We start from the raw sequence: 26,121 nt of genomic DNA, 5'->3' as shown, positions 1-26,121 counted from the left end.
GACAACACTACCGACGGCGCCACAATGGCGCCGTCTCGTTTTCCGGCGACAGGTTCGCGACCATTTCGGGCGGCAGTCATGAACGACGCATCGCATCTGGCCCTGCTTGCCGTCGACGACCAGCATCCGGCGCCTGGCCTGGTCTGGGCTTATCACCGCTTACCAGGCAAAACCCCGGTGGCGCTTGCTCCGCGCGATATCGACGCGGCACTGGCGATGCCGGAAGGCTGGGTCTGGCTGCATGTCGATCTCGTCGACCAGCGCGCCCATTCCTGGGTCAGCCGTACCTGCGACTTGCCGGCCTCGGCCAACGCGATCCTCGAAGGCCATGAGGACAGCCCCGCGCTGGCGCATGAGGATGGTGTCGTGCATGGCATTTCCGCCGACCTGCACAGCGAAATCGCGCGTCAGTCGACCACCATCGGCAGATTGCGCTTCGCGGTCTCGGAGCGGCTGCTGGTGACCGGCCGCCGCCATTCGCTGGCAGCGGTCGAGGAGGTGCACGAGGCGCTGGCCGCGGGGCTGCGGCCCGCCACCGCCTTCGAACTTTTCGAGGCGATCGTGCTGGCGTTCTGCAGCAGCACCAGCCTGCGGCTCGCTGCCGCCACCAAGCGGCTCGACGAAGTGGAAGATCATTTGGTGACCGAGCGGCTTGCCGACGAAAGGCGGCGGCTGAAAGATGTTCGCCGTCTGGCGGTCTCCCTGCACCGCCCGATCTCGGCGCTGGCGGCACTTTTCCAGGACGAGGACCGCTCGGACTGGGAGCTGTCGGCGGGGGCGCACGAGATCCTGCGCCGGCTTACCACGCGGCTGGAAAGGCTCGACCGCGAAGTCGTCATGGTCAACGACCGTGCACGGCTGTTGCAGGAGGAGGTCGCCGCCGAGCTCGCGGACGAATCCAACCGCAGCCTGAAGGCGCTGGCAGTGATGAGCGCGCTGCTTCTGCCGGGCTCGCTGATTGTCGGCATGTTCGGCATGAACACCGCAGGGCTGCCGCTTACGCAAACGCCGGGCGGATTCGAACTGGCGCTGTTGATCGCGGCGGGCGCGACCGGCCTGTTCTACTGGCTCCTGCTGAGAGCCGGCGCCAATCTTAGGTTCTGAGCCAAAATAGACGGCAGAGCGGCTCTGCGTTCCGAGGAAACGGAAAACCGCTCTTTGGGTCGCTCAGGTCGGATCTTCGCGATGCAGGTCGTGGATGGTGACGCCGTCGGCATTGGTCGGCAGCATCAGCCACTTCTTGTGACGCAGCGTGCGCTCGGTGTCCTCGAGGCCCATTTCCCAATGCTCGCGCATCGAGGTGCCCGAAAACTCATAGTCCTTGGCGTGGCCCTCATAGCCTTTGTGCTGGTAGATCAGGTGGACGATGTTGACGACGCCGGCGTTGGAATAGTCGGCGATCAACTCCTGCTCGCCTTCCCTGAGCTGCTCCGACGGCACGCGCTTCAGCGCATCGAGCAGCTTCATCTTCAGCGCATGGATGCGTTCGAAATTGTCGGTGTTCTGCCGCGTGCGGCTCGAATACATGATGTCCTTGTGGCGCGACAGCACGTCGGCCATGCCGCGCGGCAGCACGCCGCGGGCGCTGAACAGATCGACCTGGAAGACCAGCGAGGAACGGTCCTCTTCCTGGTCGAGCAGGTATTGCAGCGGCGTGTTGGAGACGATGCCACCATCCCAATAGTACTCGCCCTCGATGCGGATCGAAGGAAAGGCCGGCGGCAGCGCGCCGCTGGCCATGATGTGCTCCGGCTCGATACGCACCTTCTCGGTGTCGAAATAGACGAAGTTACCGGTCCTGACATTGACCGCGCCGACGCTCAGCCGCTTCTTGCCGTCGTTCAGCACGTCGAAGTCGATCAGGCTCTCCAGTGTGTCCTTCAATTCGGCGGTGTCGTAGAAGCTGGTGGCGCCTTCGGCGCCCGACAGCTGGAACCAGGGATTGGGATTGCGCGGCTTGAAGAAGCCGGGCTGGCCCATCGTCATCGTCATCAACGATGAGGTCTGGTTGCGAATATCGCGGTAGATGTCGCCTTCGGGCGTATAGGACCAGATCTTGCGGCCGGAAATCGTCTGCCAGAACTGTTCCAGCCGCTGCAGCCGGCGGCTCGGCTCGTTGCCTGCGATGATCGCGGCATTGATGGCGCCGATGGAGACGCCGGATAGCCAGGTCGGCTCGCAGCCGGCATCGGCCAGCGCCTGATAGACCCCGGCCTGATAGGCGCCGAGCGCGCCGCCGCCCTGAAAGACCAGCGCGATACGGTCATACTGCGCCGTGATTTCCTCGATGGTGGCGGCGGCTGCCTTGTTGCGGTTACGATCAAGCACTGACTTTCTCCAGCTGGGTTGCGCTGGCAGCGGATCGGCTGTGGTCAGCGAGGTAATCATGCACGACTTCGCCCAGGCCGAGCGTCAGATCGGCCTTGAAGTGAACCGCCGACACGATGTCGAGCACGGGCAGCTTCGCCACGTCGGCCATGACATGGGGCCGCAGATCGAGCGCCGCGGGCGCCGTCCAGGCTTCCTTCAGCGTGATATCGGTGAGGTAGTAGCGGACCAGCTCGCAGATGCGCGGCGTGCCGTCGACATGGGGAATGATCTTGATGAGGAAATTGGGGGCGGCGAGCGAGGCGAGTACCTGGTCATGATCAGCCTCACGATGCTTGTAGCCCATCGTGCCGGTGGCGCACAGAACGCTGCCATAGTGCAGCGTGCCGACGATCACCTCGCCTTCATGGACGATCTTGGGATTGGCGAGCTTCTTTGGAAACCCCCACAGCTCGCGACCGCCGGCAATCGGCGCGTCATCGTCGAGATACATCGAATGGACGTAGCCGCCATGCTGGCCCTTGTAGCGCACGGGAATGACCTGACCGGTCTCGGTGTAGTCGCCGAAGCCGGTGGAGTCCGGCATGCGGATGAATTCGTACTTGACCAGCGGCTCGTCGATTTCCAGCGGCGCCGGCACGACGGCCTCGAGCGCCTCGCGTGTCGTGCGATAGGTGATGATGATGTATTCGCGATCGAAGAAGCGATAGGGACCCGGCGGGAATGAGGGATTGGTGAGCGGCATCGCATAGGCGCGCTTCACGACATCGGCGATTTCCATGCTGGTGCCCCAAGGTTCTGTCGGACGAATTCATTCAGGAAGGACCGCGCGAATGCGCAACGGTTATGTTGCACGGCACCATGACAGTGCCGTGTCAGCCTAACGACCATGGTTTCCGAACCGGGCGAGGACAAGCAGGCGTTGTCGTCTGGCTGTAATCGCATCGACACATGGCTCTGCCATTGTCATGCTGCGACGCACAATTATATCGTCATGTTCCCTCCCACCTCGCGCGAGATTTCCCATGGGTTCCCTGTCTTCGAAGAATGCCCTCGTCACCGGCTCGACCAGCGGTATCGGCCTGGCAATCGCCCGCGCCTTTGCCGCCGAGGGCGCCAACGTTACCATCAACGGTCTTGGCGATGCTGCCGCCATCGAGCGGGAGCGCGCCGGCATCGAGAAGGATTTCGGCGTCAAGTGCCGCTATTCCGATGCCAACATGATGGATGGCGCCGCGGTCACCGCCATGATCCATGACGCGGAAGAGGCGCTCGGCAGCCTCGACATACTGGTCAACAATGCGGGCATCCAGCATGTGGCGCCGATCGAGGAGTTTCCCGACGACAAATGGGAAGCCATCATCCGCATCAACCTTTTGGCCGCCTTCTACGCCATCAAGGCGGTGGTGCCCGGCATGAAGGCACGCAAATGGGGCCGCATCATCAACACGGCTTCCGCGCACGCGCTGGTCGCCTCGCCGTTCAAGTCGGCCTATGTCTCGGCCAAGCACGGCATAGCAGGCCTGACCAAGACGGTGGCGCTGGAAGTCCCGCAGGACGGCATCACCGTGAACGCGATCGCGCCTGGCTATGTCTGGACGCCGCTGGTCGAAAAGCAGATCCCCGACACGATGAAGGCGCGCGGCATGACCGAGGAACAGGTCAAGCACGACGTGCTGCTGGCGGCGCAGCCGACCAAGGAATTCGTTACTGTCGAAGAGCTTGCGGCACTGGCATTGTTCCTGTGCTCGGATGCGGCCAGGCAGATCACCGGCACGACGTTACCGATGGATGGCGGCTGGACGGCACAGTAAATTGGTCGAAACATGCCGCCTTCAGGCCAACGCCAGGGCGCCGGCAGGAAGGCAGTGCGCGGCCAATGAAAATAATCCAGCTCTCCGATCCGCATCTGATGGCGCCGGGTGGCCTTCTCTACGGTTCCGATCCGCTCGCGCGGCTGGAAGCCTGCCTGGCGGATATCGGCAGGAACCATGCCGATGCCGACCTGGTGGTGATATCAGGCGACCTGAGCAATGATGGCGAGCGCGCGGCCTATGCGGCGTTGCGAGGGGCGCTGGCGCGGTTCGTGCCGCCTTGCCGGCTGATGCTCGGCAACCACGACGACAGGGCGCTTTTTCTCGAAATGTTCCCGGAAGCGCCGGCCGAGCGCGGGTTTGTCCAGAGCGTTTTCGATGGCGGCGATGGCCGCCTGATCCTGCTCGACACACTGGACAGCGGACATGTCGAGGGCAGGCTGTGCGCGGCCCGTCTCGACTGGCTGGACGAGAAGCTGCACGAAGCGCGCGACAGGCCGGTCTTCCTCTTCATGCACCACCCGCCGTTCCGCATTCACATGCCGGTGCTCGACGAGGTCAGGCTCGCCGACGCCGATGCCTTCCATGACATTCTCCGGCGCCACGGCAATGTCGGCCACATCTTTGCCGGCCATGTCCACAGGCTGATCGCCGGCAGCTGGCGCGGCATACCGGTCAGCACGCTGCGCAGCACCAATCATCAGAGCGCCCTCGATTTTTCGGACAGCTGGCGGCTGGGCCACGAGCCGCCCGCCTATGCCGTCATCTTCATCGATGCGGATGGAGTGGTCGTCCATTTCCACGATTTTGAGACGGGCCGGCCCGAGCCGGTCAAGGATCCTTGACGAGGCGGCTTTCGCCGCCGCCAAGATGGGTCTCCCACACATAATTGGAGATCAGCCGCCGATACTGTGGGGTCATGACCAATTTTCTGTGCGAGGCGCCGCCGACGTGGAAAAAGGCGCCGCCCAGCATCCGATGGTCCGCTTCCATCCCATCAACATCGAGATCGGCTGCCGTCTTTTGCGCATCGGAAACATCGTTCTCGCCAAGTCCGCGATACAGCAGGCTCCAGTTTCCGCCGCCGGTGTCCATTCCGCTGACAAAACGCGGTGTGAAGTCCAGGTCCAGTCCTTGCACGGCGCTGAAGCGGAAGAAGCAGAACCCAGCCCACATGAACCAGGCCTCGGGGTCCGCTTGCGCTGGGCGCTTTGAGCCGTGGACGATTTTTCCCTCCATCGTCGCGGCGATGTCCACGGGGACGGTCGGAAAGCAGTCGTGATCCAGAAATCCGAAAAGCTCCGGCCGCAAAGGCCGAACGATGTTGTGGAAGATCCAGTTCATGGATATCCCGTGCGATCGGTTGGGATGGCTCTCCCGGTTCCGGGGCAAACCGAAATAAGCGGTTTTTCGCGCCCGGCAGATGTCCGCGATACGCACCCTTGCCGATCGATCGGATGAATTGTCGATGACCACCAGCGTCATCCCCGAGGAGTACAATTGCCAGGCTCGGGTGAGCGCATCGATGACCCAGGGCGTGTTGAAGGCTATGACAAAGCAGAAGCGCCGGGAACCGGTTTGCAGCAGCTCCTCGGTGAATTTCAGGCCTTCGGGAACGCCGCGCCCGCGAAAATCACGCTCAATCAAGGCGTTGCGAAAAGCCTTGGCCTTTCTGACAGGCCAGTTGTGGTTCAGCAGATCAACAAGGCCCTTGGCCGGCTTCCAGCTCATTACAAACTTCGCCATTGCTCCAAATCGGATGCATGCTCCCATAAGGCGAAGCTCATCTTCCCACAACCCCGGCCTGGAGCCGCCAGAATTTTTGCGACCACCGGCTTGTCGTACACGCATGCTGTATTTCAACCTGATCTGGTCGCGGGCGCTATCAATCGCGACATCGTAGCGCTAAAACGCCATCCGGGTTCTGCACGGGGTTGATATGTTGGTTGCGATCTTCCGCGCATTGCGCGCCATTCCCTTCGTTGCCGCCAGCATTATCTTTGCCACGGGCGCCCGGGCGCAAGCGGTCGAATTCAAGACAATCACGATCAAGGTCGGCTATGGCCCCGGCGGGGGCTATGACCAGACATCGCGGCTGATCGCTCGCCACTTCGGCCGGTTCCTTCCCGGCAATCCGGATATAGTCGTCCAGAATGTGCCCGGGGGCGGCAGCCTGAAGCTCACCAAGATGGTGTTGGGCAGCGAGCCGGCCGACGGCAGCGTCATCGCTTCCGTCAGCGAAGCCATGTCATATGCGCCGGTGCTCGATCCCCAGAACGCCAATTTCGATCCGCTTGCCCTGCAATGGATTGGCTCGCTCGTCAACGAGCCGGCCTATTGCCTGACGGCCAAGAGTTCCGGCATCGACACGATGGACAAGTTCCTGCAGTCCGATTTCCTGATTGGGGCGACCGGCAAGAGCAGCGTGACCTATATTTTCGCGGCGCTGGTCAAGAACGGCTTGAAGGCAAAGTTCAAGGTCGTCACCGGCTTTGAAGGCACAGCCGATATCGAACTGGCGATGCAGCGAGGCGAGATCGCCGGAATGTGCGGAGTCTCCAGTTACAACATCTCCGAAAACCGCGACGCGCTCAACCTCATTGGTACCTTCGGCCAGGGCATCGTTGCAGGCCAGGAGAAGTTCACTGCTAGGATCGACGACCCGAAGGTCCGGGAAGCGGCCGCGCTGATCGAGACGGCTTTGCAGTTCCATCATCCGTTGGTTGTCCCGCCGGGCACGCCCAAGGAGACGGTCGAAACGCTGCGCAAGGGATATATGGAGATGGTCAGGGATAAGGCGTTCCTGGCCGACATCGGCAAGCTTAGCGAAATGACCGTCAACGCCACCAGCGGCGAAGACATAAGCCGGCTTGTCTCGGAGCAGTTGAAGGTGGATCCGGATGTGTTCGAGACCGCCAGAAATCTGGTGAAGTAGATTCCCGGCGAGGCTCAACGGTGGATCTGATCCTCACCGCCGTCGTCGAGATGGCCCAGCCGTTTCGCATGCTGATGCTGGTGACCGGCGTTTTCGTCGGCCTCGTCGTCGGCGTTGTCCCGGGCATTGGCGGGCTGTTCGCGATGGCCCTGCTCATCCCGATGACCTACAACATGGACGCCTATGCCGCCTTCGCGCTCCTGCTCGGTATGGGATCGGTCAATACCACCTCCGATACGATCCCGGCCATCCTGTTTGGGGTTCCGGGCTCGGTCGGAGCGGCGGCGACGGTGCTCGACGGCCATGCCATGGCCAAGAAAGGCGAAGCCGCGCGCGCCTTCGGCGCCTCCTATTCGGCGTCGATGATTGGCGGCGTGTTTGGCGCTCTGGTGCTTGCCGCGGCTATTCCCATCATGCGACCGCTTGTCCTCTATCTAAAGACGCCGGACTTCTTCGCCATCTGCGCCTTCGGGCTCTCCATCGTCGCGATGCTGGCTGGGAGCCAGCCGCTGAAGGGGCTGGCCGCGGCCATGTTCGGCATGCTCGCCTCGTTTGTCGGCATCGATAAGATCGCCGGCATCGATCGGTGGACCTTTGGTGAAATCTATCTCTGGGACGGTCTGCCGGTGGCCCTGGTGTTTCTCGGCCTGTTCGGCCTACCGGAGCTGGCTTCGCTCCTGTTGCGAGGTTCCATCCAGGGCAATGCGGAGCGACCGACCTATGCGGGCATGTGGCAAGGCATCAGGGACACGCTGCGGGAGTGGCCGCTGGTGCTGCGATGCAGCAGCATCGGTTCGCTGCTGGGCGCAGTTCCCGGTGTCGGCATCGCGGTGCTGGACTGGATCGCCTATGGCCATGCGTCACGGCGGCCTGGCTCGGGACCGAAATTCGGCGAAGGCAATGTCAGGGGCGTCATCGCGCCCGAGAGCGCCAACAATGCCAAGGAAGGTGGCTCGCTCATCCCGACCATCGCCTTCGGCGTGCCGGGTTCGGCCTCGATGAGCATCCTGCTCGGCGCCTTTGTCGTCCATGGGCTCGTTCCCGGCCCCGACATGCTGGGCAAGAATGCCGCGCTCACCATGTCGATGGTGTTCAGCATCGCCGTGGCAAATATTGTAGGCGCGGTGACCTGCCTTGTGCTGACCCGGTCTCTGGCGCGCGTCGCGCAGGTTCCGGCCGCCATACTGGTGCCGCTGGTGGTCACCTTCATCGTGGTTGGTGCATACCAGACCAATATGAGCGCCTTCGATTTCGCGCTGGTCATCGGCGTCGGCGCCGTTGGCATGGCGATGAAGGAACTCAACTGGCCGCGCTCGGCCTTTTCATTGGGATTCGTGCTCGGCCCGAGCCTCGAGAACTATTTCTTTCTCGCCTATCAGATTTCCGGCTGGTCGTGGCTTGCCCAGCCGCTGGTGCTCATCCTGCTTGGACTGGCCGTGGTCGGTCTCGTCAGGCAGACGCTGTCGTGGATCAGGGCCAGAAATTCCGGCGGGCCGCTGCCCCCCGCGCTGCCCGACATTGTCGCAGGCGCCACCATGACATTGCTGGCGTTCGCGGCGTTGGTGACGGCCGTGACCGGCTTTCCCTTCGAGGCCGCCATTTTCCCGGTCATCACGGCTGGATTCCTGTTGGTGTTTTCGCTGGTGACCACAGTGCAGGCGTCGCTGCGATGGCGCAGGCGGGCCATGCCTGTCCTATCCGCGCCTGCCGCGATACCAGGCGAATGGTCTCCGGTTTCGGAACCCACCATGAAAGGCAATCTCGCAATCATCGGCCTTTGTCTGGCCCTCGCCTTTCTCATCCTGTTGGTCGGTCACCTGGCAGCGACCTTCATCTTCGTTGCCGGCAGCATCATGGTGCTTGGGACGAAGTCGAGGCGGTCATCCCTGGTGATCGCTGCCGCCGCGACGGCCTTCGTCTATTCGGTCTTCGACATGCTGGCATCCCAGCCCTGGCCGACTCCGTGGCTCACAGGCATCGGCGGGATTTTCTAAGAACCCTTATGCGGCGCCAGCGTTTCGACCAGTTGGCGGCGTAGCAGCTTGCCGTTGCCGCTGTAAGGCAACGAGGCGACCAGCCTGATCTCGCGCGGCCGCCGGTCGGGCGCGATGTTGGTGCGCATGAAAGCCTGGAATTCCTCGACGGTTCCGCGGTCTGAGACGATGAAGGCGGCGATTTCCTGCCCCATGGTCTCATCTGGAAAGCCGGCCACGGCGACGTCCTGCACCTTGGCATGGGTGCGGATCAGTTTTTCAAGCTCCTGCGGCGCGACACTGACGCCGCCGCGAACGATCATATCGGCCTCCCGATCGACGATCGTGATAAATCCGTCGGCGTCCAGAAATCCGATATCACCGGGGATGCCCCAGTCGGAGCTCATGATCTGCGGATCGACGAACAGGCGGTTGCCGGGCATCAGGACCGCGGATGCCATGGTCGGCGTCCATGCCTTGATCAGCCCGCGCTCACCTTGCGGCAACACGCGGCCATCGGCACCGAGGATTTCGACCTGTGCGCCGGCGACCGGACGGCCGGCGCTTTCGGGCTTTGCCAGAATATCCTCACCCCATAGCGAGGATATGATGCCGGTAAGGCTCGATGAGTAGCTTATCCGGTATCCAGATGAGAGATAGCGGTAGGCAGCGATCTTGTCTTCGCCTCTGGCCGGTCCGCCTACGCTGTAGAGAACGGAAAGTTGGGGAAGCAGGTGGGTTCCGCGTTCGCCCACCTCCTTGACCATCCGCGCAATGACTGATGGCGCCAGCGCCGTGCCGCTTGCCTGGAACGAGAGCAGCGCCTCGATGAGCTCCGAGGGGGTGAACAAGGGAGGAAAGAACCGAACGATTCCCCCGTAAAGCAGATAGCCGAAGACCTGGTGACGCATTGCCGAGTATGACAGGGCCATCGGCGTCAGGAATCGTTTGGCGGTTCCCTCCACCACGCCGCGGCGCGCCGCGATGCGCCTGGCGAGTGCCTCATGCGACTGGGTGTAGGCCTTTGGATCGCCCGTCGTGCCGGACGAAAAGATCAAAAAGGCCGGGACGGCATCGCTCGCCGGGGGGCGGATGTCGGATCCCGGCGCCGAAGCCGATTTCCAGCCAGCCTCGAAAAGGGCGTTCGGATAGACCTCATCGCCCGGCATGGCGCGGCTTTCAAAAACCATTCTCAGATCGAAGTCGCGGGCCTGCCTGGCTCGCTGACTCCTGGGCGTTCGAAAGTCGACGACAACAGGGGTCGCGCCGATTTTCCAGCAGGCGAGGATCGAAAGGATCACGTCGATGTTGTCGAGCATGGCGAGGCCGACGCGGTCGCCCGGTCGGATGCCCGATGCGCCGAAATTGGCTGCAAGATGTCCGCTCTGCGTCAGGGCCTGGGAATAGGTGATATCAGACCGGCCGCTGACCATCGCGACCTTGTCGCCATGGGCAGCGAAGGCCTCCAGTATCTGCCGACCAAAACTCATTGACGATGCGGGTTTTCGCGTGGGGCCTCGCTTCGGGCGGAGAGGAACGTCAAGATCTCCGCGTCGATCGCGTCCATGTTGGCCTTGCGGAATTTGTTGTGCGTACCCGGCATGACGACCGTTTTCACGCTGGCCTCGTTAGACGCCCAGCCCTTGTAGTCCTTCACGGTAGTGGCTCCCCATTCGGAACTGGCGAGGATGAGGATGTCGCAGGGGTAGGACGAGGGCACAAAACCGGCTGCGGCCTGCAGCAGCGCGCTCTTGTATGCCTTCTTGCGCAGATGGCGCCCCAGGCGTGTCTGTCCGAGACCGACCGCCTTCAGCGTGTCTCGCAACAGGCGCCAGTAGACCACCTTGCGCACGATATCGCGCCGCCTCCTCTCCGTGAGGCGATCGTCGGGCATCGGCTTCAGCCAGGCCGAACCTGGCGACGGCGGATCGATGAGCACGATTGCCGGCCGCTTGCCCGTCGCCTCATGGCTCAGCCGGCCGACCTCGATCGCGAGCAGGCCACCCACGCATATGCCGCCGATGACTTCGGGGTGCCTGCCTGTTACCGAGGTGAAGGCTTCAAAATAGTTGGTGCCAATTTCGGCCATGGTGGAATAGGGCGTCTCGCCGAGTTCCGTGCCCATGCCGCGCACCGCCATGATCGCGTATTTCTCTTTCAGACGCCTGCTGAAGCGATTGGCGAACAAGGCCGAGCCGGTGATGCCGTGGATCATCGCGATCGGCTCCTGGCCGACGCTGCCGGACACCGGCACGATCAGCTCACGGGCCGGATGCTCCGGCACCAGCGATGCGATCAAGCGGCCGAATTCCCGCGGTGTCTGCGCTTCGAGCAGGACGGAAGTCTGCAATCTCACGCCGAACCGCTTCTGCACGGCAAGCACCAGAGTCTCCGCCATCAGCGAATCGCCGCCGAGATCGAAGAAATTGTCGTCGAAGCCGACGGCCGGCACCTTCAATTCCGCGGCGAAGATGCCGGCAATCGCATGGGCCGGTCCATCGCCCGGCGGTGGCACAGGTCTAACCCGTTGTTGGACGTTCATCGGAAAAGCCCCTAACCGACGGATGTTCACTGCTAACGCTTTTACGCAGGGTGAGAGCACCTAACAAGTGTCCTGTGCGCCGCGCGTCGAGCCGCCGCTGGCGTGCTTGTCTCGCCACGGCAACGCGGAAAGTCGCGATTTGCCGGCTCCGCAACGGCCTTTTGTCCAGTTGTGTAAGTGTTGCAAAAGCACGCAGATTTGGACATTAGTCTTGACAGAAATACAGATGTTCAATACCCGTCAGGCAATTGAACAAGCCTGCATTATGGGAGGAATGAGCGGTATGGCGTCCAATGTTTCGTTGACGGGCCTTGCCCGCGATCTCGAGGAACGCGGCAAATCGGGCAAGCCGATCCGCATCGGGCTGATCGGCTCGGGCGAAATGGGAACCGACATCGTCACCCGCGTCGCCCATATGTCGGGCATAGAGATCGGCGCGATCTCCGAGCTGAACCTGCCCGCCGCCAGCAAGGCGGTGGATATCGCCTTCCAGGAAACCGGCCATGCGCGCGAGGTATCGAACGCCTCGGCGATGACGGCCGCCATGGAAGCCGGCAAGGTGGCGGTGACAAACGACGCCAGCCTGGTCATCAACAACGATCTTATCGACGTCGTCATCGATGCCACCGGCGTTCCCGCCGTCGGCGCCGAAATCGGCTTGCGCGCCATGGAGCACGGCAAGCATCTGGTGATGATGAATGTCGAGGCCGACGTCACCATCGGCGCCTATCTCAAGAGCGAGGCCGACCGGCTCGGCGTCACCTATTCGCTCGGCGCCGGCGACGAGCCGTCCTCCTGCATGGAACTGATCGAGTTCGTCTCGGCGATGGGCCACCCGATCGTCGCCGCCGGCAAGGGCAAGAACAATCCGCTCAACATCGATGCCACGCCGCCCGCCTATGAGGAGGAGGCCATGCGCCGGCACATGAATGTGCGCATGCTGGTCGAGTTCGTCGACGGCTCCAAGACCATGGTCGAGATGGCGGCGATCGCCAACGCCACCGGGCTGGTGCCCGACAAAGCCGGCATGCATGGCCCGGCCGCGACGCTCGGCGAATTGAACAAGGTGCTGGTACCGCAGAAGGATGGCGGCGTGCTGTCGAGGGTCGGTGTCGTCGACTATTCGATCGGCAAGGGTGTCGCACCCGGTGTCTTCGTCGTCGCCGACATGTCGCATCCGCGCATTTCGGAGCGCATGGAAGATTTGAAGATGGGCAAGGGCCCGTACTTCACCTTCCATCGTCCCTATCACCTGACCTCGCTCGAAGTGCCGCTGACCTGCGCCCGCGTCGTGCTCTACGGCAAGGCCGACATGGTGCCGCTGGCCAAGCCGGTAGCTGAAGTGGCCGCCGTGGCCAAGAAGGACATGCAGCCCGGCGAGAAGCTCGATGCGATCGGCGAATATTGCTACCGCGCCTGGATCATGACTGCACCAGAAGCGCATGCCGCGAGAGCCATTCCCTGCGGCCTGCTGCAGGGCGGGTCGGTGACGGCGCCGATCAAGAAAGGTGAGCTCATCACCTACGCCAATGCCGCCCCGGCGGCGGGCTCCAAGATCGCCGAACTGCGCGCCCGTCAGGACAAGCTCGTCTACGGAACCGTGGAGGCGTAACCATGGCCGGAGCCAGCAAAGCCGTCGCGGACAGCCGCGCCAACCTGCCCTTCGTCTATCGCCAGTACAGCGCCGAGCAGCTGAAGCAGGTGCTCTACAAGATGTACCTGATCCGCCGCTTCGAGGAGGGCGCGGAAGAAAGCTACACGCGCGGCCTCATCCACGGCACCATGCATCTGTCGATCGGCCAGGAGGCGAGCGCCATGGGCATCTGCATGCCGCTTGGCGAGGACGACCAGATCACCTCGACCCATCGCGGCCACGGCCACTGCATCGCCAAGGGCGCCGAGGTGAAGCGCATGTTCGCGGAATTCTTCGGCAAGACCACCGGCTACTGCAAGGGCCGCGGCGGTTCGATGCACATTGCCGATGTCGCCAAGGGCAATCTCGGCGCCAATGGCATTGTCGGCGGCGGCATTCCGATTGCCGTCGGCGCCGCGCTGTCCGCCAAGATGATGAAGACCGGCAAGGTTGTCGTCTCCTTCTTCGGCGACGGTGCCAACAATGAAGGCGCCTTCCACGAGGCGCTCAACATGGCCGCGGTCTGGAAGCTGCCGGTGATTTTCGTGTGCGAGAACAATGGCTACGGCATGTCGACATCGACTGCCCGGTCCACCGCGGTCAAGAACATCGCCGACCGCGCCGCCGCCTATTCGATGCCGGGCGTCATCGTCAACGGCAACATCTTCTCCGAGGTCGCCGAGGCTTCGTACAAGGCGGTCGAGCGGGCGCGGGCGGGCGAGGGGCCAACGCTGATCGAGTCCAAGACCTATCGCCATCGCGGCCATTCCAAGAGCGACCGCAATCGCTACCGGACCAAGGAAGAAATAGAGGACTGGATGTCGAACCGCGATCCGATCACGCTGTTCGAGAACGAATTGCGGGAATTCGGATTCATCGACGACAAGGGCATCGAAGCCATCCGCGAGGTGGTGGCGCGGGAGATCGCCGACGGCATCGAGTTCGCCAAGGCGAGCCCGTCGCCTAATGTCAGCGAGACCGGGAATTACGTGTATACGGAGCAGGCGTGATGGACGCGATGGTGCGTGAACTGAGCTACGCCCAGGCGATCCAGGAGGCCATGGCGATAGCCATGGACATGGACGAGCGCGTTTTCCTGATGGGCGAGGACATCGGCGTCTATGGCGGCGCCTTCCAGGTGACCGGCGACCTCGTCGATCGTTACGGCGCGGACCGGGTGCTGGACACGCCGATCTCGGAACTGGGGGGCGCGGGGGTCGCTGTCGGCGCCGCGCTGACCGGCATGCGGCCGATCTTCGAATTCCAGTTCTCCGATTTCGCCACGCTGGCGATGGAGCAGATCGTCAACCAGGCTGCCAAGATGCGTTTCATGCTGGGCGGCGAGGTTTCGGTGCCTGTGGTGATGCGCTTTCCCGCCGGCTCCGGAACGGGGGCGGCCGCGCAGCACAGCCAGAGCCTGGAAGCCTGGCTTGGCCACGTGCCGGGCCTGAAGGTTATCCAGCCGTCGACGCCCCATGATGCCAAGGGCATGCTTCTGGCTGCAGTCGCCGATCCCGATCCGGTGATGATCTTCGAGCACAAGCTGCTCTACAAGATGAAGGGCCCGGTGCCCGAAGGCTATTACACCGTGCCGATCGGCAAGGCAGATATCCGCCGTGAGGGCCGTGACCTCACCATCGTCGCCACCTCGATCATGGTGCAGAAGGCGCTCGACGCCGCCGCCGCACTTGAGGCCGAAGGCATCGACGTCGAAGTCGTGGATCTCCGGACCATCCGGCCGATGGACAAGCAGACGGTCATCGACAGCGTCAAGAAGACCTCGCGGCTGATGTGCGTCTATGAAGCGGTCAAGACGCTGGGCATCGGCGCCGAGGTCAGCGCCATGATCGCCGAAAGCGAGGCGTTCGACTATCTCGATGCGCCGATCGTGCGACTGGGCGGTGCGGAAACGCCGATCCCCTACAATCCGGAGCTGGAAAAAGCCACGGTGCCGCAGGTTCCCGACATCGTCACCGCCGCGCGCGACCTCGTCAAAGGGGTTCGCTGATCCATGCCGACCGAAGTGATTCTTCCCAAGGTCGACATGGATATGGCGACCGGACAGATTTCGCGCTGGTTCGCCGAGGAAGGCGCTACGGTCAAGAAGGGCGACGTGCTGTTCGAGATCGAGACCGACAAGGCTGCGATGGAGATCGACGCTCCGGCCAGCGGTGTGTTGCGCGACGTGACCGGCAAGGAAGGGGTCGATATCGCGGTCGGATCGGCGGTTGCCTGGATCTATGCTGACGGCGAGGCTTATGGGGACAAGGCGCCAATCTCACCCCTTGAGGGGGAGATGTCGACGAAGTCGACAGAGGGGGTTGCCTCAGAAGGTACCGCCCTCGCGCTGAGTCCGGTCGAACCGACCCCACCCGACCGGCCTTTGGCCGGCCACCCTCCCCTCGAGGGGGAGGGGAAAACCCGCGCTACACCCTTGGCGCGTCGATTGGCTCGTGAAGCAGGACTGAATCTCTCCGGCATATCAGGCACAGGCCCACATGGCCGCGTCGTGAAGGCGGATATCGATGCGGTACTCTCCTCCCCCCTCGAGGGGGAGGTGTCCGCGAAGCGGACGGAGGGGGTCGCCTCAGGAGGCACCGCTTTTGCGCCGAGCCCCGTCGAAGCGACCCCACCCGCCGGGCCTTCGGCCGGCCACCCTCCCCTCAAGGGAGAAGGGGACGTGCTGAAACTGTTCGAGGAAGGTTCTTACGAACTGGTCCCTCACGACAATATGCGCAAGACCATCGCGCGGCGCCTGGTCGACGCAAAAACCACCATCCCGCATTTCTATCTGACGCTCGACTGTGAACTCGACGCGCTGCTGGCTTTACGCACTCAGCTCAATGCCGCGGCACCGGTGAAAAAGACCGACAAGGGTGAGGCGCCCGTCTACAAGCTGTCGGTCAACGACATGGTCATCAAGGCGATGGCGATGGCGCTGAAGGCGGTGCCGGATGCCAATGCCTCATGGACCGAGAGCGCCATGGTCAAGCACAGGCATGCAGATGTCGGCGTCGCCGTTTCGATCCCCGGTGGCCTGATCACGCCGATCATCCGGCATGCCGATGAAAAGACGCTGTCGGTCATCTCCAACGAGATGAAGGACCTGGCCAGCCGCGCCCGCAGCCGCAAGCTGAAGCCGGAAGAATATCAAGGCGGCACGACGGCCGTTTCCAATCTCGGCATGTTCGGCATCAAGGACTTTGCCGCCGTCATCAACCCGCCGCATGCGACGATCCTGGCGGTCGGCGCGGGCGAGGAGCGGGCGGTGGTCAAGAATGGCGAGATCAAGATCGCCACCGTGATGTCGGTGACGCTGTCAACCGACCATCGTGCGGTTGATGGCGCGCTGGGGGCCGAACTGCTGGTCGCCTTCAAGAAGCTGATCGAGAATCCGATGGGCATGCTGGTCTAGTCTCCTGCAGTAAGCCGGCGCCAATGATGCGCCGGCTTATGATGAAACGACTTGTCAGGCACCGAACCTTGACCCATGTTCTCTGGTGATCGCGACCAAGGGAGGCCAACATGCCTGCATTCGACCCGTCTGACGTCAAAACCTTGTTCGGCAGGGTCATGGGCGCGTCGCCTTCCGACATCAAGCTGGTGGCGCAGCGCCTGCACGATCATGCTTTCGAGCCACGCATGTCGGCGGAAGAGACAAGGCAGCTTGTCGTCAGCCTCGGCTATGACAGCCTCGATGCGTTCTGCAGTGATATCGGCCTGCCCGCGCATATCGCCGAGCGCTGGAGCCGTTTTGGCGTTTCGGGCGAGATGAAGCAGGTGTTCACCCTGCTGGCGGGGCAGCGCAGACGCGTGGCCGAAGCGATCGCCGAATTCGAATCCATGACCCATGTCGGCGTCGAAGATTTTTTGCGCGAGCGCGGGTTGATTTAAACCCAGGCATCTCAGCCGGCCTTGGCCAGCAGCGCTATAGCGGTGTCGCTGTCGATGATCAGCACATTGGTGTTGACAGCCTTGAGCGCGGCGAGGATTGCCGCCACCTTGCGCTTTCCGCCGGCGGCCAGCACGACATTCGGCACATGGGCGACAACATCTAGGTCGATCGCCATGACGCGCCGGTTGACTTCGTGATCGACGAGCCTGCCGGCGGCATCGACGAAATAGCATAGCATGTTGGCGACCGCGCCTTTTGCCTTCAAGGGTGTAATCAGCGATGACGGCACGATGTCATGCCGGAAGATGGTGGCATCGGGCGATATGTCGCCGACGGTGAGCAATGCGATGTCGGCCGCCGCGGCGCGCCGGCGCACATCCTGCAGCGTCGGCTGCGCCCACAGGAGATCGCGCAGCGAGGGGTCGTCCACCATCACCGGCGCCGTGATCTGATAGCTGTCCACCTCGAAAACATCGGCGACCTTGGCGGCCACGATCGACGGGTTGATCCATTGCGAATGCGGCAGGCTGCCGACAAGCGCCACCACCGAGGCGCGCTTCAAGTGCCGGCGGGCGAGGAAACCCAGGCTGGCATGCAGTGTGGCGCCACCGCCGATCGCCAGCGTCATTCCATCCTGCATCTGCTCGCCGAGATAGGCCGCCACGGCGTGGCCGATGGCCTTCTCCAGATGGTCGTGAACCGAAGGTGTCGGGATGACGACGGCGGCGTTGAGGCCCCAGCGTTTTTCCAGTTCCCGCTCAAGCGCCACCTGTTCGGCTGTCGGCGCGTTGATCATGGTAACGACGATGCCCTCGGCGGTACAGGCGGCCAGCGTACGCATGACCTTCATCCTGGAGACATCGAGCTTTTCGGCAATCTGCTCCTGCGTGAAGCCCTCGACATAATAGAGCCATGCCGTCTTGACGCTGAGGTCCGACGAGACCATCGGCAGGCGAGCCGGTGCGGGCTTTTGCGTGGGCATGGATTGTCGTCCCTCATGCGTCATGGCCGACGGCGTTGTCCTCATCCGGGAAAGGCCACTCTTATGTCAATCGGATGCCGGGTTCGCGGCAGGCCGATTATCGCACAGCTGTGATCATTTGTAATTGACATCATACATATGAACATATTTTGTTGGTTTCACGCGCTGTGTCATGCACCAGTCATATGCGCCGTGCAGGGAGGAAGAGACGGGGTGCTGGCCAGGGGCCAGACCGGTCATGCACAGACAAGACAGGAGGTCTCATGAAGACGCTATTCATCCAGCTGCTGGCCAGTCAGCTGGCGCTCGCGGCAACTTTGTTTGCCGGCGTGGCAAATGCCGAAACACTGACGCTCTACACATCCCAGCCCGAGGCAGACGCAGCCAAGACCGTGGATGCCTTCAAGAAGGCACAGCCCGGCATCGACGTCACCATCTATCGCTCCGGAACCAGCGACATCCTGACCAAGATGGCGGCCGAGTTCGCCGCAGGCAGCCCGCAGCCCGACGTGCTGCTGATCGCCGACGCGGTGTCGATGGAACTGCTGAAGAAGGACGACCGGCTGCTGGCCTATCCTGAGGCCAAGCTCGACGGCATCGAGGCGGATGCCTATGACGCCGACAAGACTTATTTCGGCAGCAAGCTGATCACTACCGGCATCGTCTACAACACCGCTGCCGCCGAAAAGCCGCAGCATTGGGCGGACCTCGCCAAGCCGGCCTATGCCGATGGCCTGGTCATGCCGAGCCCGCTCTATTCCGGTGCCGCCGCCTACCTGCTTTCGGGCTTCGCCGGCGACAGCAATTATGGCTGGGATTTCTTCCAGAAGCTGAAGACCAACAACACCGTCAGCGTGCGCGGCAATGGCGCGGTGCTGAAGTCGGTGGCGTCGGGCGAGAAGCCCTATGGCATTCTGGTCGATTTCATGGCGATGAACGCCAAGAAGAAGGGTTCGCCCGTCGAATTCGTGTTCCCCAGTGAAGGCGTGCCCGCGGTGACCGAGCCGGTGGCCATCATGAAGACCGCCAAGAACGTCGACCGCGCGAAAAAATTCGTCGACTTCATTCTGTCCGATGAAGGCCAGAAGCTGGCGCTGTCGATGGGTTACCTGCCGGCACGCGCCTCGGTCGGTCGTCCCGACTGGCTGCCGGAAGGCGTCAAGGTCAAGGTGATGCCGTTCGACACCAAGGCGATCGTCGCCGAGACCGACGCCGACAAGGCGAAGTTCCAGGACCTGTTCGGCGGCTGAGCCGTCGATCCCCGCGAGATGCCGTCTCGACGGCATCTCGTCAGTTCCGGTGAGCCCGGCCGCCCCGCTGACCGATCCCAGGAAACGCAATCATGCCGACACGTATCAGGGAGAGCCGGGGCCAGGAAATGGTCCTGACGGCGGTGGTGGCCGTCGTCATCGTCCTGCTTTCGCTGCTGCCCATGCTGCGCCTCGTCAAGGAGATCGTGGCACCCGGCGGTGTCTTGTCGACGGTGGCCGTGGAGGCCGGGCTGAGAAGCCCGGCAACCTGGATCGCGACATGGCATACACTGGTCGTCGGCATCGGCGGCACTCTTCTGGCGGTGCTGTCGGGAACGCTGGTGGCCGTGCTTGTCTCGCTGACCGACATACGCGGCCGAAGCGCCCTGGTGCTCTGCTACGTCATGCCGCTGATGATCGCGCCGCAGGTGACGGCGCTGGCCTGGCTGCAACTGTTCGGCCCTGCCAGCCCATTCCTCAAGCTTTTCGGAGCGGCGCCGCCGCTCGGCACGAAAAACCCGCTCTACTCGACCTCGGGCATCATCCTGCTGCTTGGCGTCCAATACGGGCCGCTGGTCTTCCTGCTGGTGCGTGCAGGCCTGCGCAAGCTGCCGCGCGAACTAGTCGAGGCGGCGCGCGCCGGCGGTGCGAATTGGTTCACCGTACTGATCACCATCGTGCTGCCCTTGATGACGCCGTCGATCATGGCGGCGGCCGCGCTTGCCTTCGTCTCCTGCGTCGGCAATTTCGGCATTCCGGCCTTTCTCGGCATCCCCGCCAACTACCTGGTGCTGCCGACGCTCATCTATCAGAAGCTGGCCGGCGGGGGGCCGGCGGTACTCGGCGAGACCGCGTTCCTGTCGGTGCTGATCGGCATCATCGCCATGGCCGGCATTCTTGCCCAGGAGGTGATGAGCCGCCGCCGCGACTACCGCATCTCCTCGACATCGCTGCCGGCCGAACCTTATGAACTGGGCCGCTGGCGGCCGGTCGTCCAGGCCGGCATGTGGCTGTTCATCGTGCTGGTGCTGGTCCTGCCGCTGTTCGGGCTGGTGCTGACCTCGCTGGTGCCGGGCTACGGCATCGCGCTCACCGCCAAGACGGCGACGCTCGACAATTACCGTTTCGTGCTGTTCGAGCATGATGCCGCCAGCCGCGCCTTCTTCAACAGTTTCTGGCTGTCGATCGCTGCCGCTTTCTTCGCGGTCCTCGTCGCCGTGCCGATCGGCTATCTCATCGCTTGGGGCAAGCAGCGCTGGGTGCGGCTGCTTAATCTTTCAGTCGAACTGCCGTATGCTTTGCCCGGCGTGGTGCTGGCGATCGCCTCGCTGCTCTTGTTCCTGCGCCCCATCCCGCTGACCGGCGTCCAGCTCTACAACACCGTCTGGATCATCCTCTATGCCTATCTCGCCCGCTTCCTGGTACTGGCCTTGCGGCCGACCATCAGCGGCTATCACCAGATCGACCGGGCACTCGAAGAAGCTGCACAGGTGGCGGGCGCCGGCCTGTTCACGCGCATGCGCACCATCGTCTTTCCGCTGGTCGCGCCGGCGGCGATCGCCGGCGGCCTGCTGATCTTCATGACGGCCCTCAGCGAACTCACCGTCTCGGCGCTGCTGTGGTCGTCGGGTTCCGAGACCATCGGCGTTGTCATGTTTTCCTTCGAGCAGGGCGGCGATTCCAACTACGCGGCGGCGATGTCGGTCATCACGGTCGCGGTCACCTTCGTGCTGATGCTGGTGACCAACCTGCTTGCCCCTCATCTTCCGAGCGGAGTTCTGCCATGGCGCGATTGACCCTGGACCATGTGACCAAGAGCTTCGCCGATTTCGACGCCGTGAAGGATGTCTCGATCGACGTCGCCGACGGCGAGTTTCTGGCGGTGCTCGGCCCCTCCGGCTGTGGCAAGACGACATTGCTGCGGCTGGTCGCCGGTTTCGAAAAGGTGACCTCGGGCGAAATCCGCATCGGCAGCGATGTCGTGTCGAACAGCGGCGGCAGCGTCGCGCCGGAAAAGCGGCGCGTCGGCATCGTCTTCCAGAATTATGCGCTGTGGCCGCATATGAGCGTCGCCGAGAATATCGGCTATGCGCTGAAGGTGGCCAAGCTCGACAAGGCGGTTGCGCGCCAAAAAGTGGAAGACGCGCTCGCCCTTGTCAATCTTCAGGGTCTGGGCGAGCGCCGGCCCGCCAATCTTTCCGGCGGCCAGCGCCAGCGGGTGGCCTTGGCGCGTTGCCTGGTGGCGACACCTTCGCTGGTGCTGTTCGACGAGCCGCTCGCCAATCTCGACGTCCATCTCAGGGCCTCGATGGAGGACGAGTTCGCCGCCTTCCACAAGCGCACCGGCACGACCATCGTCTACATAACCCATGACCAGGCCGAGGCGATGGCGCTGGCCGACCGCATCGCGGTGATGGACCATGGACGCTTGGCGCAGCTCGCCACCCCGCGTGAACTCTATCATAAGCCGGCAAATGAAATGGTCGCCTCCTTCATTTCGCAAGGCATTCTGCTTCCGGCGGACGTGTTGGCCAGCGAGGACAACGGCCATTGCAAGGTCCGGGTTCTCGGAACCGAGCTGGTGGTCCGTTGCCGGCCTGGCGAGCGGCCGCGCGCCGGCGCCAAGATCTGCTGCCGCTCCGCCGATATCGAGCTTTCGGCCGATGCCTCGGGCTTCGATGGTCTCGTCAAGCGGGCGATCTACCAGGGCGGCGCGGCGCGGATTGAATTCGCGCCGACCGCTGGTCCCGACCTCACCTTGCATTTCGAGCAGCCCGACCCGGTTGCGCTGGAGAACGGGGCGCAAGCGCGTCTGCGCATAAAATCCGGCTGGCTGATCCCGGCGGCGGGGACGGCCTCGTGATGATGCTGGACCTTGCCGGCGGCTTCGGAGAAAAGGGCCGCACCAGCCTCGCCGTCAACAGCGGCGACGATCGCATCCTGCTCGATGTCGGCATCAAGGTCGGCGCTTCCGGGGCGGAATACTATCCAGCGCTCAACGGGTCGAGCGACGACATCGATGCTGTTTTTGTTTCACATGCCCATGAGGATCATGTCGGCGCGCTGAGCTGGCTGTTGTCGCGGGGCTATAGCGGCCCGATCTTCATGACGGCGGAGACCCGTGCCGAGGCGCCGGCCACGCTTGCCGCCTATGCCGAGCCGGAGGATTTCAGGCGATTTCCCTTGCCTGAAAACCGCATCGAACTCTTCGAACCAGGCGACACACTCACTAGCGGCAATTTCGTAGTCAGCACGGGACGTTCAGGTCATGTCGTCGGCGGGGTCTGGTTCGCCGTCGACGACGGGACAAGCCGCATCGCCTATTCGGCCGATGTGGTGCCTGACAGCAATGTGTTCGTCATGGACACGATCCCGCATTGCGATCTCCTGGTCCTCGATGCCTCCTACGGCGCGGATCCCATGCCGGGGGCTGCCCGGGCGCAGGAAATTTCCGAATGGGTGGCGCGGCATCCGCAGGGATGCCTCTTGCCGACGCCGCTGTCTGGCCGATCGCTGGAACTGATCGCGGCCTTGCCGGGGTCGTTCGCCGTCCATGCCGGCATGCGTTCGTCGCTGGAAGCGCAGATCGGCGCGACCGCGTCCCTGTTGCCGGGCATTTCCGAGCTTTTGCTTGCCCGCCTGCGGAACGCGGCCGACTGGAGCGATGCCGACCCGCTGCCATTACTGCCATTGCTGGCCGATGACGGCATGGGCGAGGCTGGCCCGTCGTCGCGCCTTTTGCCTCGCGCCGACGATGCCGGATTTCCGGTGTTGCTCACCGGGCATCTGCCTTTGGGCTCTCCGGCCGATCTCATGCACAAGGCCGGCCGGGCGGACTGGATACGCATGCCCACCCACCCGACACTGTCGGGCAATGTCGGCATCTGGGAGAAGGCGGGACGCCCCAGGGCGCTGGGCCATTCCTGCGCCCCCGATCTTCTTGGCGACTTGAAGAGCCATATTCCGTCGTTGCTCACGCAATGCCGTACCGGCCAACGCATCACGGTGGGGCAAGGAAGCGCATCATGAGAATCCTGATCTGCAACGATGACGGCATCGAAGCGCCGGGTCTTGCCCGTCTCGTCAATGCCGCCCTCGGGTTGAACGACGATGTCTGGGTGGTCGCGCCGGACGGCAAGCGCACCGCCGCCGGCTCGTCGCTGACCATCGCCGGGCCGCTGACGATGCGGCGCGTCAAGCCGAACTGGTATGCGTGCTCGGGCACGCCCGCCGATTGCGTGGTGAGCGCCATGACTTGGCTATTCGCCGATGAACCGAAGCCTGACCTCGTATTGTCGGGCATCAATGACGGCCGCAACGTCGCCGAGGATATCGCCTATTCCGGCACGCTGGGTATTGCCCGCGAAGCGAGTTTCTGGGGCGTACCGGCGATCGGCTTTTCGCGCGTGAAAAATCCTGACTTCGGCGTTGCCGACGACGAATGGCTTGGCAAGCTGCTCGCCTCGCTCTGGCAATCGCGCGCCGAGTGGGCGACAGAGGGCCATTGGCTGAGCGTCAACCTGCCGACCGCGCTGCCGGCCGAAATTCGCCAGCCGCGCATCGGCCGTGACAAGATCGGCCGCACGGCCGAGGTGGTGGAAACCGACGGGGATCGCACGATCATTACGGTGCCGCGTGGCCGAGCCCATGCAAGCGAACCGGGGGATGAAAACGCCGCGATCGATGCGGGTTTCGTCAGCATCAACCGGCTGAACTGGTTTGGGGAAACGCGGCTGGACGACGGATTTCTGGACGGAATCCCACGCTGGCGGCAAAGCTAGCCGATCTCCTGCGCGGCATCCTCCAGATCACCAAGCTGTCAGCGGCTAAATGGCGTCAATCCGGTGCTTATGCTTGAAGCCGCCGCTATTTCATTCCACATCGGAAGAGATGAAGGATGAGACACGCGAATGGCGCCGGAATCTGCTGTGGGCCTTGGCCACATCGCTGGTCCTGCATGCGCTTGTCGCATCGTTCTTCATCTATGGCCTGTCAAAAGCCTCTCAAGAGCCGCAGCAGGAGCAACCGATAAGCGTCGCGCTCGTGCCTCCGCCCGACAAGCCAAAACCGCAGCCGCTCAAAGCCGAGAAGCCGCCGGAACCAAAGGCTGATAAACCCCCCGAGCAGAAGGTTGAAAAACCACCCGAACAGCCGCGCAAACAACCTGAAGACACCGCTTTGAAGCGCGTTTTTCAGTATGGCGATAAAGATACAGGACCGAAGAAATCCCTGGATGGGGGGGCGGCCAAGGACAATGCGCCGTCGCCTGCAAAGGATGACGCCTCGAAGCCTCCGGTCGTGCCCAAGTCCGCCGAGAACAAGCCTGCAGCGACGGCAAACGCGGAGCAGCGGCCTGATGCAAGCAAAGCCGATGAGAATCCGCCAACCGAGCCGACCGTCACCAAGCCCACGCCGAGCGAGGAAAAGCAGGTCACGGAAGACGCTGATAAACAGCAGGCTGCGCCAAAAGCTTCCGATCAGCAAGCAGCCGTAGAGCCAAAGCCGTCGCCAGCCGAGAGCGACGCCAAGACCGGGGCCGCGACCGAAAAGCCCAAGACCAAAGTCGTCAAGACGATGAAGTTCAAGTCTGAAAAAGCCCTGAAGTCCCGGGCCGGAAAAGCCACCGCCTCAAATTCCACGAACGACGCAGGTGCTGGATCACCAATGTATTCCGGTCTTCCGGGGGTTCGGAAACTCTACTCGCAGGGCGCTACCGGCGACGCGTTGGCCACGAGTTCCATGAGCGGCGTACCTCGCAGTCAGCGCGTTGCGACCCTTTGCGCCAACGTGCTGGACCAGGAGCTGCAGGGTGCCGACTATTCTCCCAAATGGCTGCCGACGATTCCGCTGAAAGCCGGCAATGTTCTCGACCGCCCCGAAGCGGCCTTCAGCACGACAACCACATGGTACCAACTGAGCTTCCGATGCGAGGTGGATGCCGATGCGACCAGGGTCCTGTCGTTCGGCTTCCGTGTCGGCTCCGAGATTCCACGCAGCGAATGGCCGCCAAACCATCCTCTTTAGCCTCTGCCACTTAGGCTGGCACACCAAGTCCAGCCAATTGCCGGCTGACTTCTTGCCAGTCGGCGCAGACGAAATCGGCGCCGGCCGCCGTCAGCCGTGCGGCATGCTCGGCATAAGTATGGCCGCCGCCGGTATAGCCGATCGCCGTCATGCCGGCGGCAACCGCGCCCTGGATGCCGAAAGGCGAGTCCTCGATGACGATGCAGTCGGCTGGTTTGGCGCCCATCCTGGCAGCCGCGAAAAGGAAGATGTCCGGCGCCGGCTTGCCGTTCTTGACCATCGAGGAACTGTAGATCGCATCGCCGAAGAAGCGTGCCAGTCCGGTCACCGCCAGGCTGTGGTTTATACGCTCGATGGAGGACGAGGAGGCAACGCAGCGGTCGCCGGCAAGCGTTTCCAGAAACGAGCCTATTCCAGGCGTTGGCTTCAACTCTTCGGTGAAAAGCACCTTGGTCTCGGCCCAGATATCGCCGTCGGCCGACGCGGGAAACTGATGGCCGGTCAACTCCTTGATCCTGACGATGATGTCGGCCTGTTTCATGCCGACGCACTGGGCGATGATGCCGCCGTGAACGCCCGGCATGCCATGCTTATCGTAGACACGTTCATAGGCCTTGGCGGCCAGCGGCTCGCTGTCGACGAGAACGCCGTCGCAATCGAAAATGATCAGTCTTGACGGCGCCACGCGTTTCTCCCGGCCTCTGTCAGAATTCGCACATCGCTATCGACAAAAAGTCAAATGTTC

Annotated in this window: 23 protein-coding genes; 16 read left to right on the top strand and 7 right to left on the bottom strand. The window is 63.0% G+C overall.

Annotated features, from left to right (window positions below; genetic code table 11):
* The first annotated feature begins 78 nt into the window (after positions 1-78).
* Entirely contained in the window at positions 79-1,104 is a 1,026-nt protein-coding gene (locus LB524_RS11935; protein WP_224526486.1) for a transporter, read from the top strand.
* 63 nt (positions 1,105-1,167) lie between these two features.
* On the opposite strand, the gene LB524_RS11930 is transcribed toward LB524_RS11935, so the two are convergent.
* Complete coding sequence (locus tag LB524_RS11930) at positions 1,168-2,328, bottom strand: patatin-like phospholipase family protein (RefSeq protein WP_140616764.1); 1,161 nt, start codon at positions 2,326-2,328, stop codon at positions 1,168-1,170.
* A complete protein-coding gene (locus LB524_RS11925) occupies positions 2,321-3,109 on the bottom strand; it encodes an acetoacetate decarboxylase (protein ID WP_140616765.1) in 789 nt (262 codons plus the stop codon). Before LB524_RS11925 ends, LB524_RS11930 begins: the two co-directional genes overlap by 8 nt.
* Positions 3,110-3,353: 244 nt before the next feature.
* Here LB524_RS11925 and LB524_RS11920 point away from each other — a divergent pair, with 244 nt between their 5' ends.
* Together LB524_RS11920 and LB524_RS11915 are read left to right on the top strand one after the other, a co-directional pair.
* Complete coding sequence (locus LB524_RS11920) at positions 3,354-4,142, top strand: 3-hydroxybutyrate dehydrogenase (protein ID WP_224526483.1); 789 nt, start codon at positions 3,354-3,356, stop codon at positions 4,140-4,142.
* A 65-nt stretch (positions 4,143-4,207) separates the two neighbouring features.
* A complete protein-coding gene (locus LB524_RS11915) occupies positions 4,208-4,987 on the top strand; it encodes a phosphodiesterase (protein ID WP_140712769.1) in 780 nt (259 codons plus the stop codon).
* Here the strand turns inward: LB524_RS11915 and LB524_RS11910 are convergent.
* Entirely contained in the window at positions 4,974-5,873 is a 900-nt protein-coding gene (locus LB524_RS11910; protein WP_224526481.1) for a hypothetical protein, read from the bottom strand. The two genes, LB524_RS11915 and LB524_RS11910, sit on opposite strands and share 14 nt — an antisense overlap.
* Before the next feature lie 208 nt (positions 5,874-6,081).
* On the opposite strand from LB524_RS11910, the gene LB524_RS11905 reads away from it, so the two are divergent.
* Positions 6,082-7,077, top strand: a complete 996-nt coding sequence (locus LB524_RS11905) for a Bug family tripartite tricarboxylate transporter substrate binding protein (protein WP_224526478.1) — start codon at positions 6,082-6,084, stop codon at positions 7,075-7,077.
* A 20-nt stretch (positions 7,078-7,097) separates the two neighbouring features.
* Complete coding sequence (locus tag LB524_RS11900) at positions 7,098-9,071, top strand: tripartite tricarboxylate transporter permease (RefSeq protein WP_224526475.1); 1,974 nt, start codon at positions 7,098-7,100, stop codon at positions 9,069-9,071.
* Here the strand turns inward: LB524_RS11900 and LB524_RS11895 are convergent.
* On the bottom strand, positions 9,068-10,540 hold the full coding sequence (locus LB524_RS11895; protein ID WP_140874902.1) for a class I adenylate-forming enzyme family protein: 1,473 nt from the start codon (positions 10,538-10,540) through the stop codon (positions 9,068-9,070). The two genes, LB524_RS11900 and LB524_RS11895, sit on opposite strands and share 4 nt — an antisense overlap.
* Complete coding sequence (locus LB524_RS11890; RefSeq protein WP_140616771.1) at positions 10,537-11,592, bottom strand: phosphopantetheine-binding protein; 1,056 nt, start codon at positions 11,590-11,592, stop codon at positions 10,537-10,539. The genes LB524_RS11895 and LB524_RS11890 overlap by 4 nt, the downstream gene beginning before the upstream one ends.
* Before the next feature lie 283 nt (positions 11,593-11,875).
* Here LB524_RS11890 and LB524_RS11885 point away from each other — a divergent pair, with 283 nt between their 5' ends.
* The 5 genes from LB524_RS11885 (at position 11,876) to LB524_RS11865 (ending at position 17,119) form a co-directional block, all read left to right on the top strand.
* Entirely contained in the window at positions 11,876-13,204 is a 1,329-nt protein-coding gene (locus LB524_RS11885; protein WP_140662917.1) for an NAD(P)H-dependent oxidoreductase, read from the top strand.
* A 2-nt stretch (positions 13,205-13,206) separates the two neighbouring features.
* The gene (locus LB524_RS11880) at positions 13,207-14,235 is read left to right on the top strand and encodes a thiamine pyrophosphate-dependent dehydrogenase E1 component subunit alpha (RefSeq protein WP_224526473.1); all 1,029 of its coding nucleotides are present in this window, start codon (positions 13,207-13,209) and stop codon (positions 14,233-14,235) included.
* Positions 14,235-15,233: an alpha-ketoacid dehydrogenase subunit beta gene (locus tag LB524_RS11875; protein ID WP_224526470.1), complete on the top strand. Its 999-nt coding sequence runs from the start codon at positions 14,235-14,237 to the stop codon at positions 15,231-15,233. Before LB524_RS11880 ends, LB524_RS11875 begins: the two co-directional genes overlap by 1 nt.
* A gap of 3 nt (positions 15,234-15,236) precedes the next feature.
* The gene (locus tag LB524_RS11870) at positions 15,237-16,640 is read left to right on the top strand and encodes a pyruvate dehydrogenase complex dihydrolipoamide acetyltransferase (RefSeq protein ID WP_224526467.1); all 1,404 of its coding nucleotides are present in this window, start codon (positions 15,237-15,239) and stop codon (positions 16,638-16,640) included.
* 110 nt (positions 16,641-16,750) lie between these two features.
* Positions 16,751-17,119 (top strand): hypothetical protein, encoded by a 369-nt coding sequence (locus LB524_RS11865; protein WP_015315457.1) that lies wholly within the window; start codon positions 16,751-16,753, stop codon positions 17,117-17,119.
* Positions 17,120-17,130: 11 nt separating this feature from the next.
* Here the strand turns inward: LB524_RS11865 and LB524_RS11860 are convergent, their stop codons facing one another.
* The gene (locus tag LB524_RS11860; protein ID WP_224526464.1) at positions 17,131-18,102 is read right to left on the bottom strand and encodes a sugar-binding transcriptional regulator; all 972 of its coding nucleotides are present in this window, start codon (positions 18,100-18,102) and stop codon (positions 17,131-17,133) included.
* A gap of 263 nt (positions 18,103-18,365) precedes the next feature.
* Here LB524_RS11860 and LB524_RS11855 point away from each other — a divergent pair, with 263 nt between their 5' ends.
* The 6 genes from LB524_RS11855 (at position 18,366) to LB524_RS11830 (ending at position 25,376) form a co-directional block, all read left to right on the top strand.
* Positions 18,366-19,352 (top strand): ABC transporter substrate-binding protein, encoded by a 987-nt coding sequence (locus tag LB524_RS11855; RefSeq protein WP_224526460.1) that lies wholly within the window; start codon positions 18,366-18,368, stop codon positions 19,350-19,352.
* A 92-nt stretch (positions 19,353-19,444) separates the two neighbouring features.
* On the top strand, positions 19,445-21,148 hold the full coding sequence (locus LB524_RS11850; protein WP_224526457.1) for an ABC transporter permease: 1,704 nt from the start codon (positions 19,445-19,447) through the stop codon (positions 21,146-21,148).
* Complete coding sequence (locus tag LB524_RS11845; protein ID WP_015315461.1) at positions 21,136-22,215, top strand: ABC transporter ATP-binding protein; 1,080 nt, start codon at positions 21,136-21,138, stop codon at positions 22,213-22,215. Before LB524_RS11850 ends, LB524_RS11845 begins: the two co-directional genes overlap by 13 nt.
* On the top strand, positions 22,215-23,381 hold the full coding sequence (locus LB524_RS11840; protein WP_224526752.1) for an MBL fold metallo-hydrolase: 1,167 nt from the start codon (positions 22,215-22,217) through the stop codon (positions 23,379-23,381). The genes LB524_RS11845 and LB524_RS11840 overlap by 1 nt, the downstream gene beginning before the upstream one ends.
* Complete coding sequence (locus LB524_RS11835; RefSeq protein WP_224526454.1) at positions 23,378-24,133, top strand: 5'/3'-nucleotidase SurE; 756 nt, start codon at positions 23,378-23,380, stop codon at positions 24,131-24,133. Before LB524_RS11840 ends, LB524_RS11835 begins: the two co-directional genes overlap by 4 nt.
* A 109-nt stretch (positions 24,134-24,242) precedes the next feature.
* Positions 24,243-25,376 (top strand): DUF930 domain-containing protein, encoded by a 1,134-nt coding sequence (locus LB524_RS11830; RefSeq protein WP_140720172.1) that lies wholly within the window; start codon positions 24,243-24,245, stop codon positions 25,374-25,376.
* A 10-nt stretch (positions 25,377-25,386) separates the two neighbouring features.
* Here the strand turns inward: LB524_RS11830 and LB524_RS11825 are convergent, their stop codons facing one another.
* Positions 25,387-26,061 carry an HAD family hydrolase gene (locus LB524_RS11825; protein ID WP_140712791.1) on the bottom strand — a complete coding sequence of 225 codons (675 nt, stop codon included), beginning with the start codon at positions 26,059-26,061 and terminating at the stop codon, positions 25,387-25,389.
* Positions 26,062-26,121: the final 60 nt, after the last annotated feature.

Origin of the sequence: Mesorhizobium sp. ESP6-5, assembly GCF_020164695.1 — a bacterium.
In the GTDB taxonomy this organism is placed as follows: domain Bacteria; phylum Pseudomonadota; class Alphaproteobacteria; order Rhizobiales; family Rhizobiaceae; genus Mesorhizobium; species Mesorhizobium australicum.
Note: the sequence above shows the minus strand (reverse complement) of the source record. Positions and strands in the feature narration are given on the sequence as shown.

Bases quoted from the DNA above. Each gene is read 5' to 3' on its own strand.
- LB524_RS11830 (WP_140720172.1), top strand. From the start codon at position 24,243: ATGAAGGATGAGACACGCGAATGGCGCCGGAATCTGCTGTGGGCCTTG.
- LB524_RS11905 (WP_224526478.1), top strand. From the start codon at position 6,082: ATGTTGGTTGCGATCTTCCGCGCATTGCGCGCCATTCCCTTCGTTGCC.
- LB524_RS11855 (WP_224526460.1), top strand. From the start codon at position 18,366: ATGAAGACGCTATTCATCCAGCTGCTGGCCAGTCAGCTGGCGCTCGCG.
- LB524_RS11890 (WP_140616771.1), bottom strand. From the start codon at position 11,592: ATGAACGTCCAACAACGGGTTAGACCTGTGCCACCGCCGGGCGATGGA.
- LB524_RS11865 (WP_015315457.1), top strand. From the start codon at position 16,751: ATGCCTGCATTCGACCCGTCTGACGTCAAAACCTTGTTCGGCAGGGTC.
- LB524_RS11860 (WP_224526464.1), bottom strand. From the start codon at position 18,102: ATGCCCACGCAAAAGCCCGCACCGGCTCGCCTGCCGATGGTCTCGTCG.
- LB524_RS11895 (WP_140874902.1), bottom strand. From the start codon at position 10,540: ATGAGTTTTGGTCGGCAGATACTGGAGGCCTTCGCTGCCCATGGCGAC.
- LB524_RS11915 (WP_140712769.1), top strand. From the start codon at position 4,208: ATGAAAATAATCCAGCTCTCCGATCCGCATCTGATGGCGCCGGGTGGC.
- LB524_RS11845 (WP_015315461.1), top strand. From the start codon at position 21,136: ATGGCGCGATTGACCCTGGACCATGTGACCAAGAGCTTCGCCGATTTC.
- LB524_RS11835 (WP_224526454.1), top strand. From the start codon at position 23,378: ATGAGAATCCTGATCTGCAACGATGACGGCATCGAAGCGCCGGGTCTT.
- LB524_RS11910 (WP_224526481.1), bottom strand. From the start codon at position 5,873: ATGAGCTGGAAGCCGGCCAAGGGCCTTGTTGATCTGCTGAACCACAAC.
- LB524_RS11920 (WP_224526483.1), top strand. From the start codon at position 3,354: ATGGGTTCCCTGTCTTCGAAGAATGCCCTCGTCACCGGCTCGACCAGC.
- LB524_RS11875 (WP_224526470.1), top strand. From the start codon at position 14,235: ATGGACGCGATGGTGCGTGAACTGAGCTACGCCCAGGCGATCCAGGAG.
- LB524_RS11925 (WP_140616765.1), bottom strand. From the start codon at position 3,109: ATGGAAATCGCCGATGTCGTGAAGCGCGCCTATGCGATGCCGCTCACC.
- LB524_RS11885 (WP_140662917.1), top strand. From the start codon at position 11,876: ATGGCGTCCAATGTTTCGTTGACGGGCCTTGCCCGCGATCTCGAGGAA.
- LB524_RS11935 (WP_224526486.1), top strand. From the start codon at position 79: ATGAACGACGCATCGCATCTGGCCCTGCTTGCCGTCGACGACCAGCAT.
- LB524_RS11870 (WP_224526467.1), top strand. From the start codon at position 15,237: ATGCCGACCGAAGTGATTCTTCCCAAGGTCGACATGGATATGGCGACC.
- LB524_RS11840 (WP_224526752.1), top strand. From the start codon at position 22,215: ATGATGCTGGACCTTGCCGGCGGCTTCGGAGAAAAGGGCCGCACCAGC.
- LB524_RS11850 (WP_224526457.1), top strand. From the start codon at position 19,445: ATGCCGACACGTATCAGGGAGAGCCGGGGCCAGGAAATGGTCCTGACG.
- LB524_RS11880 (WP_224526473.1), top strand. From the start codon at position 13,207: ATGGCCGGAGCCAGCAAAGCCGTCGCGGACAGCCGCGCCAACCTGCCC.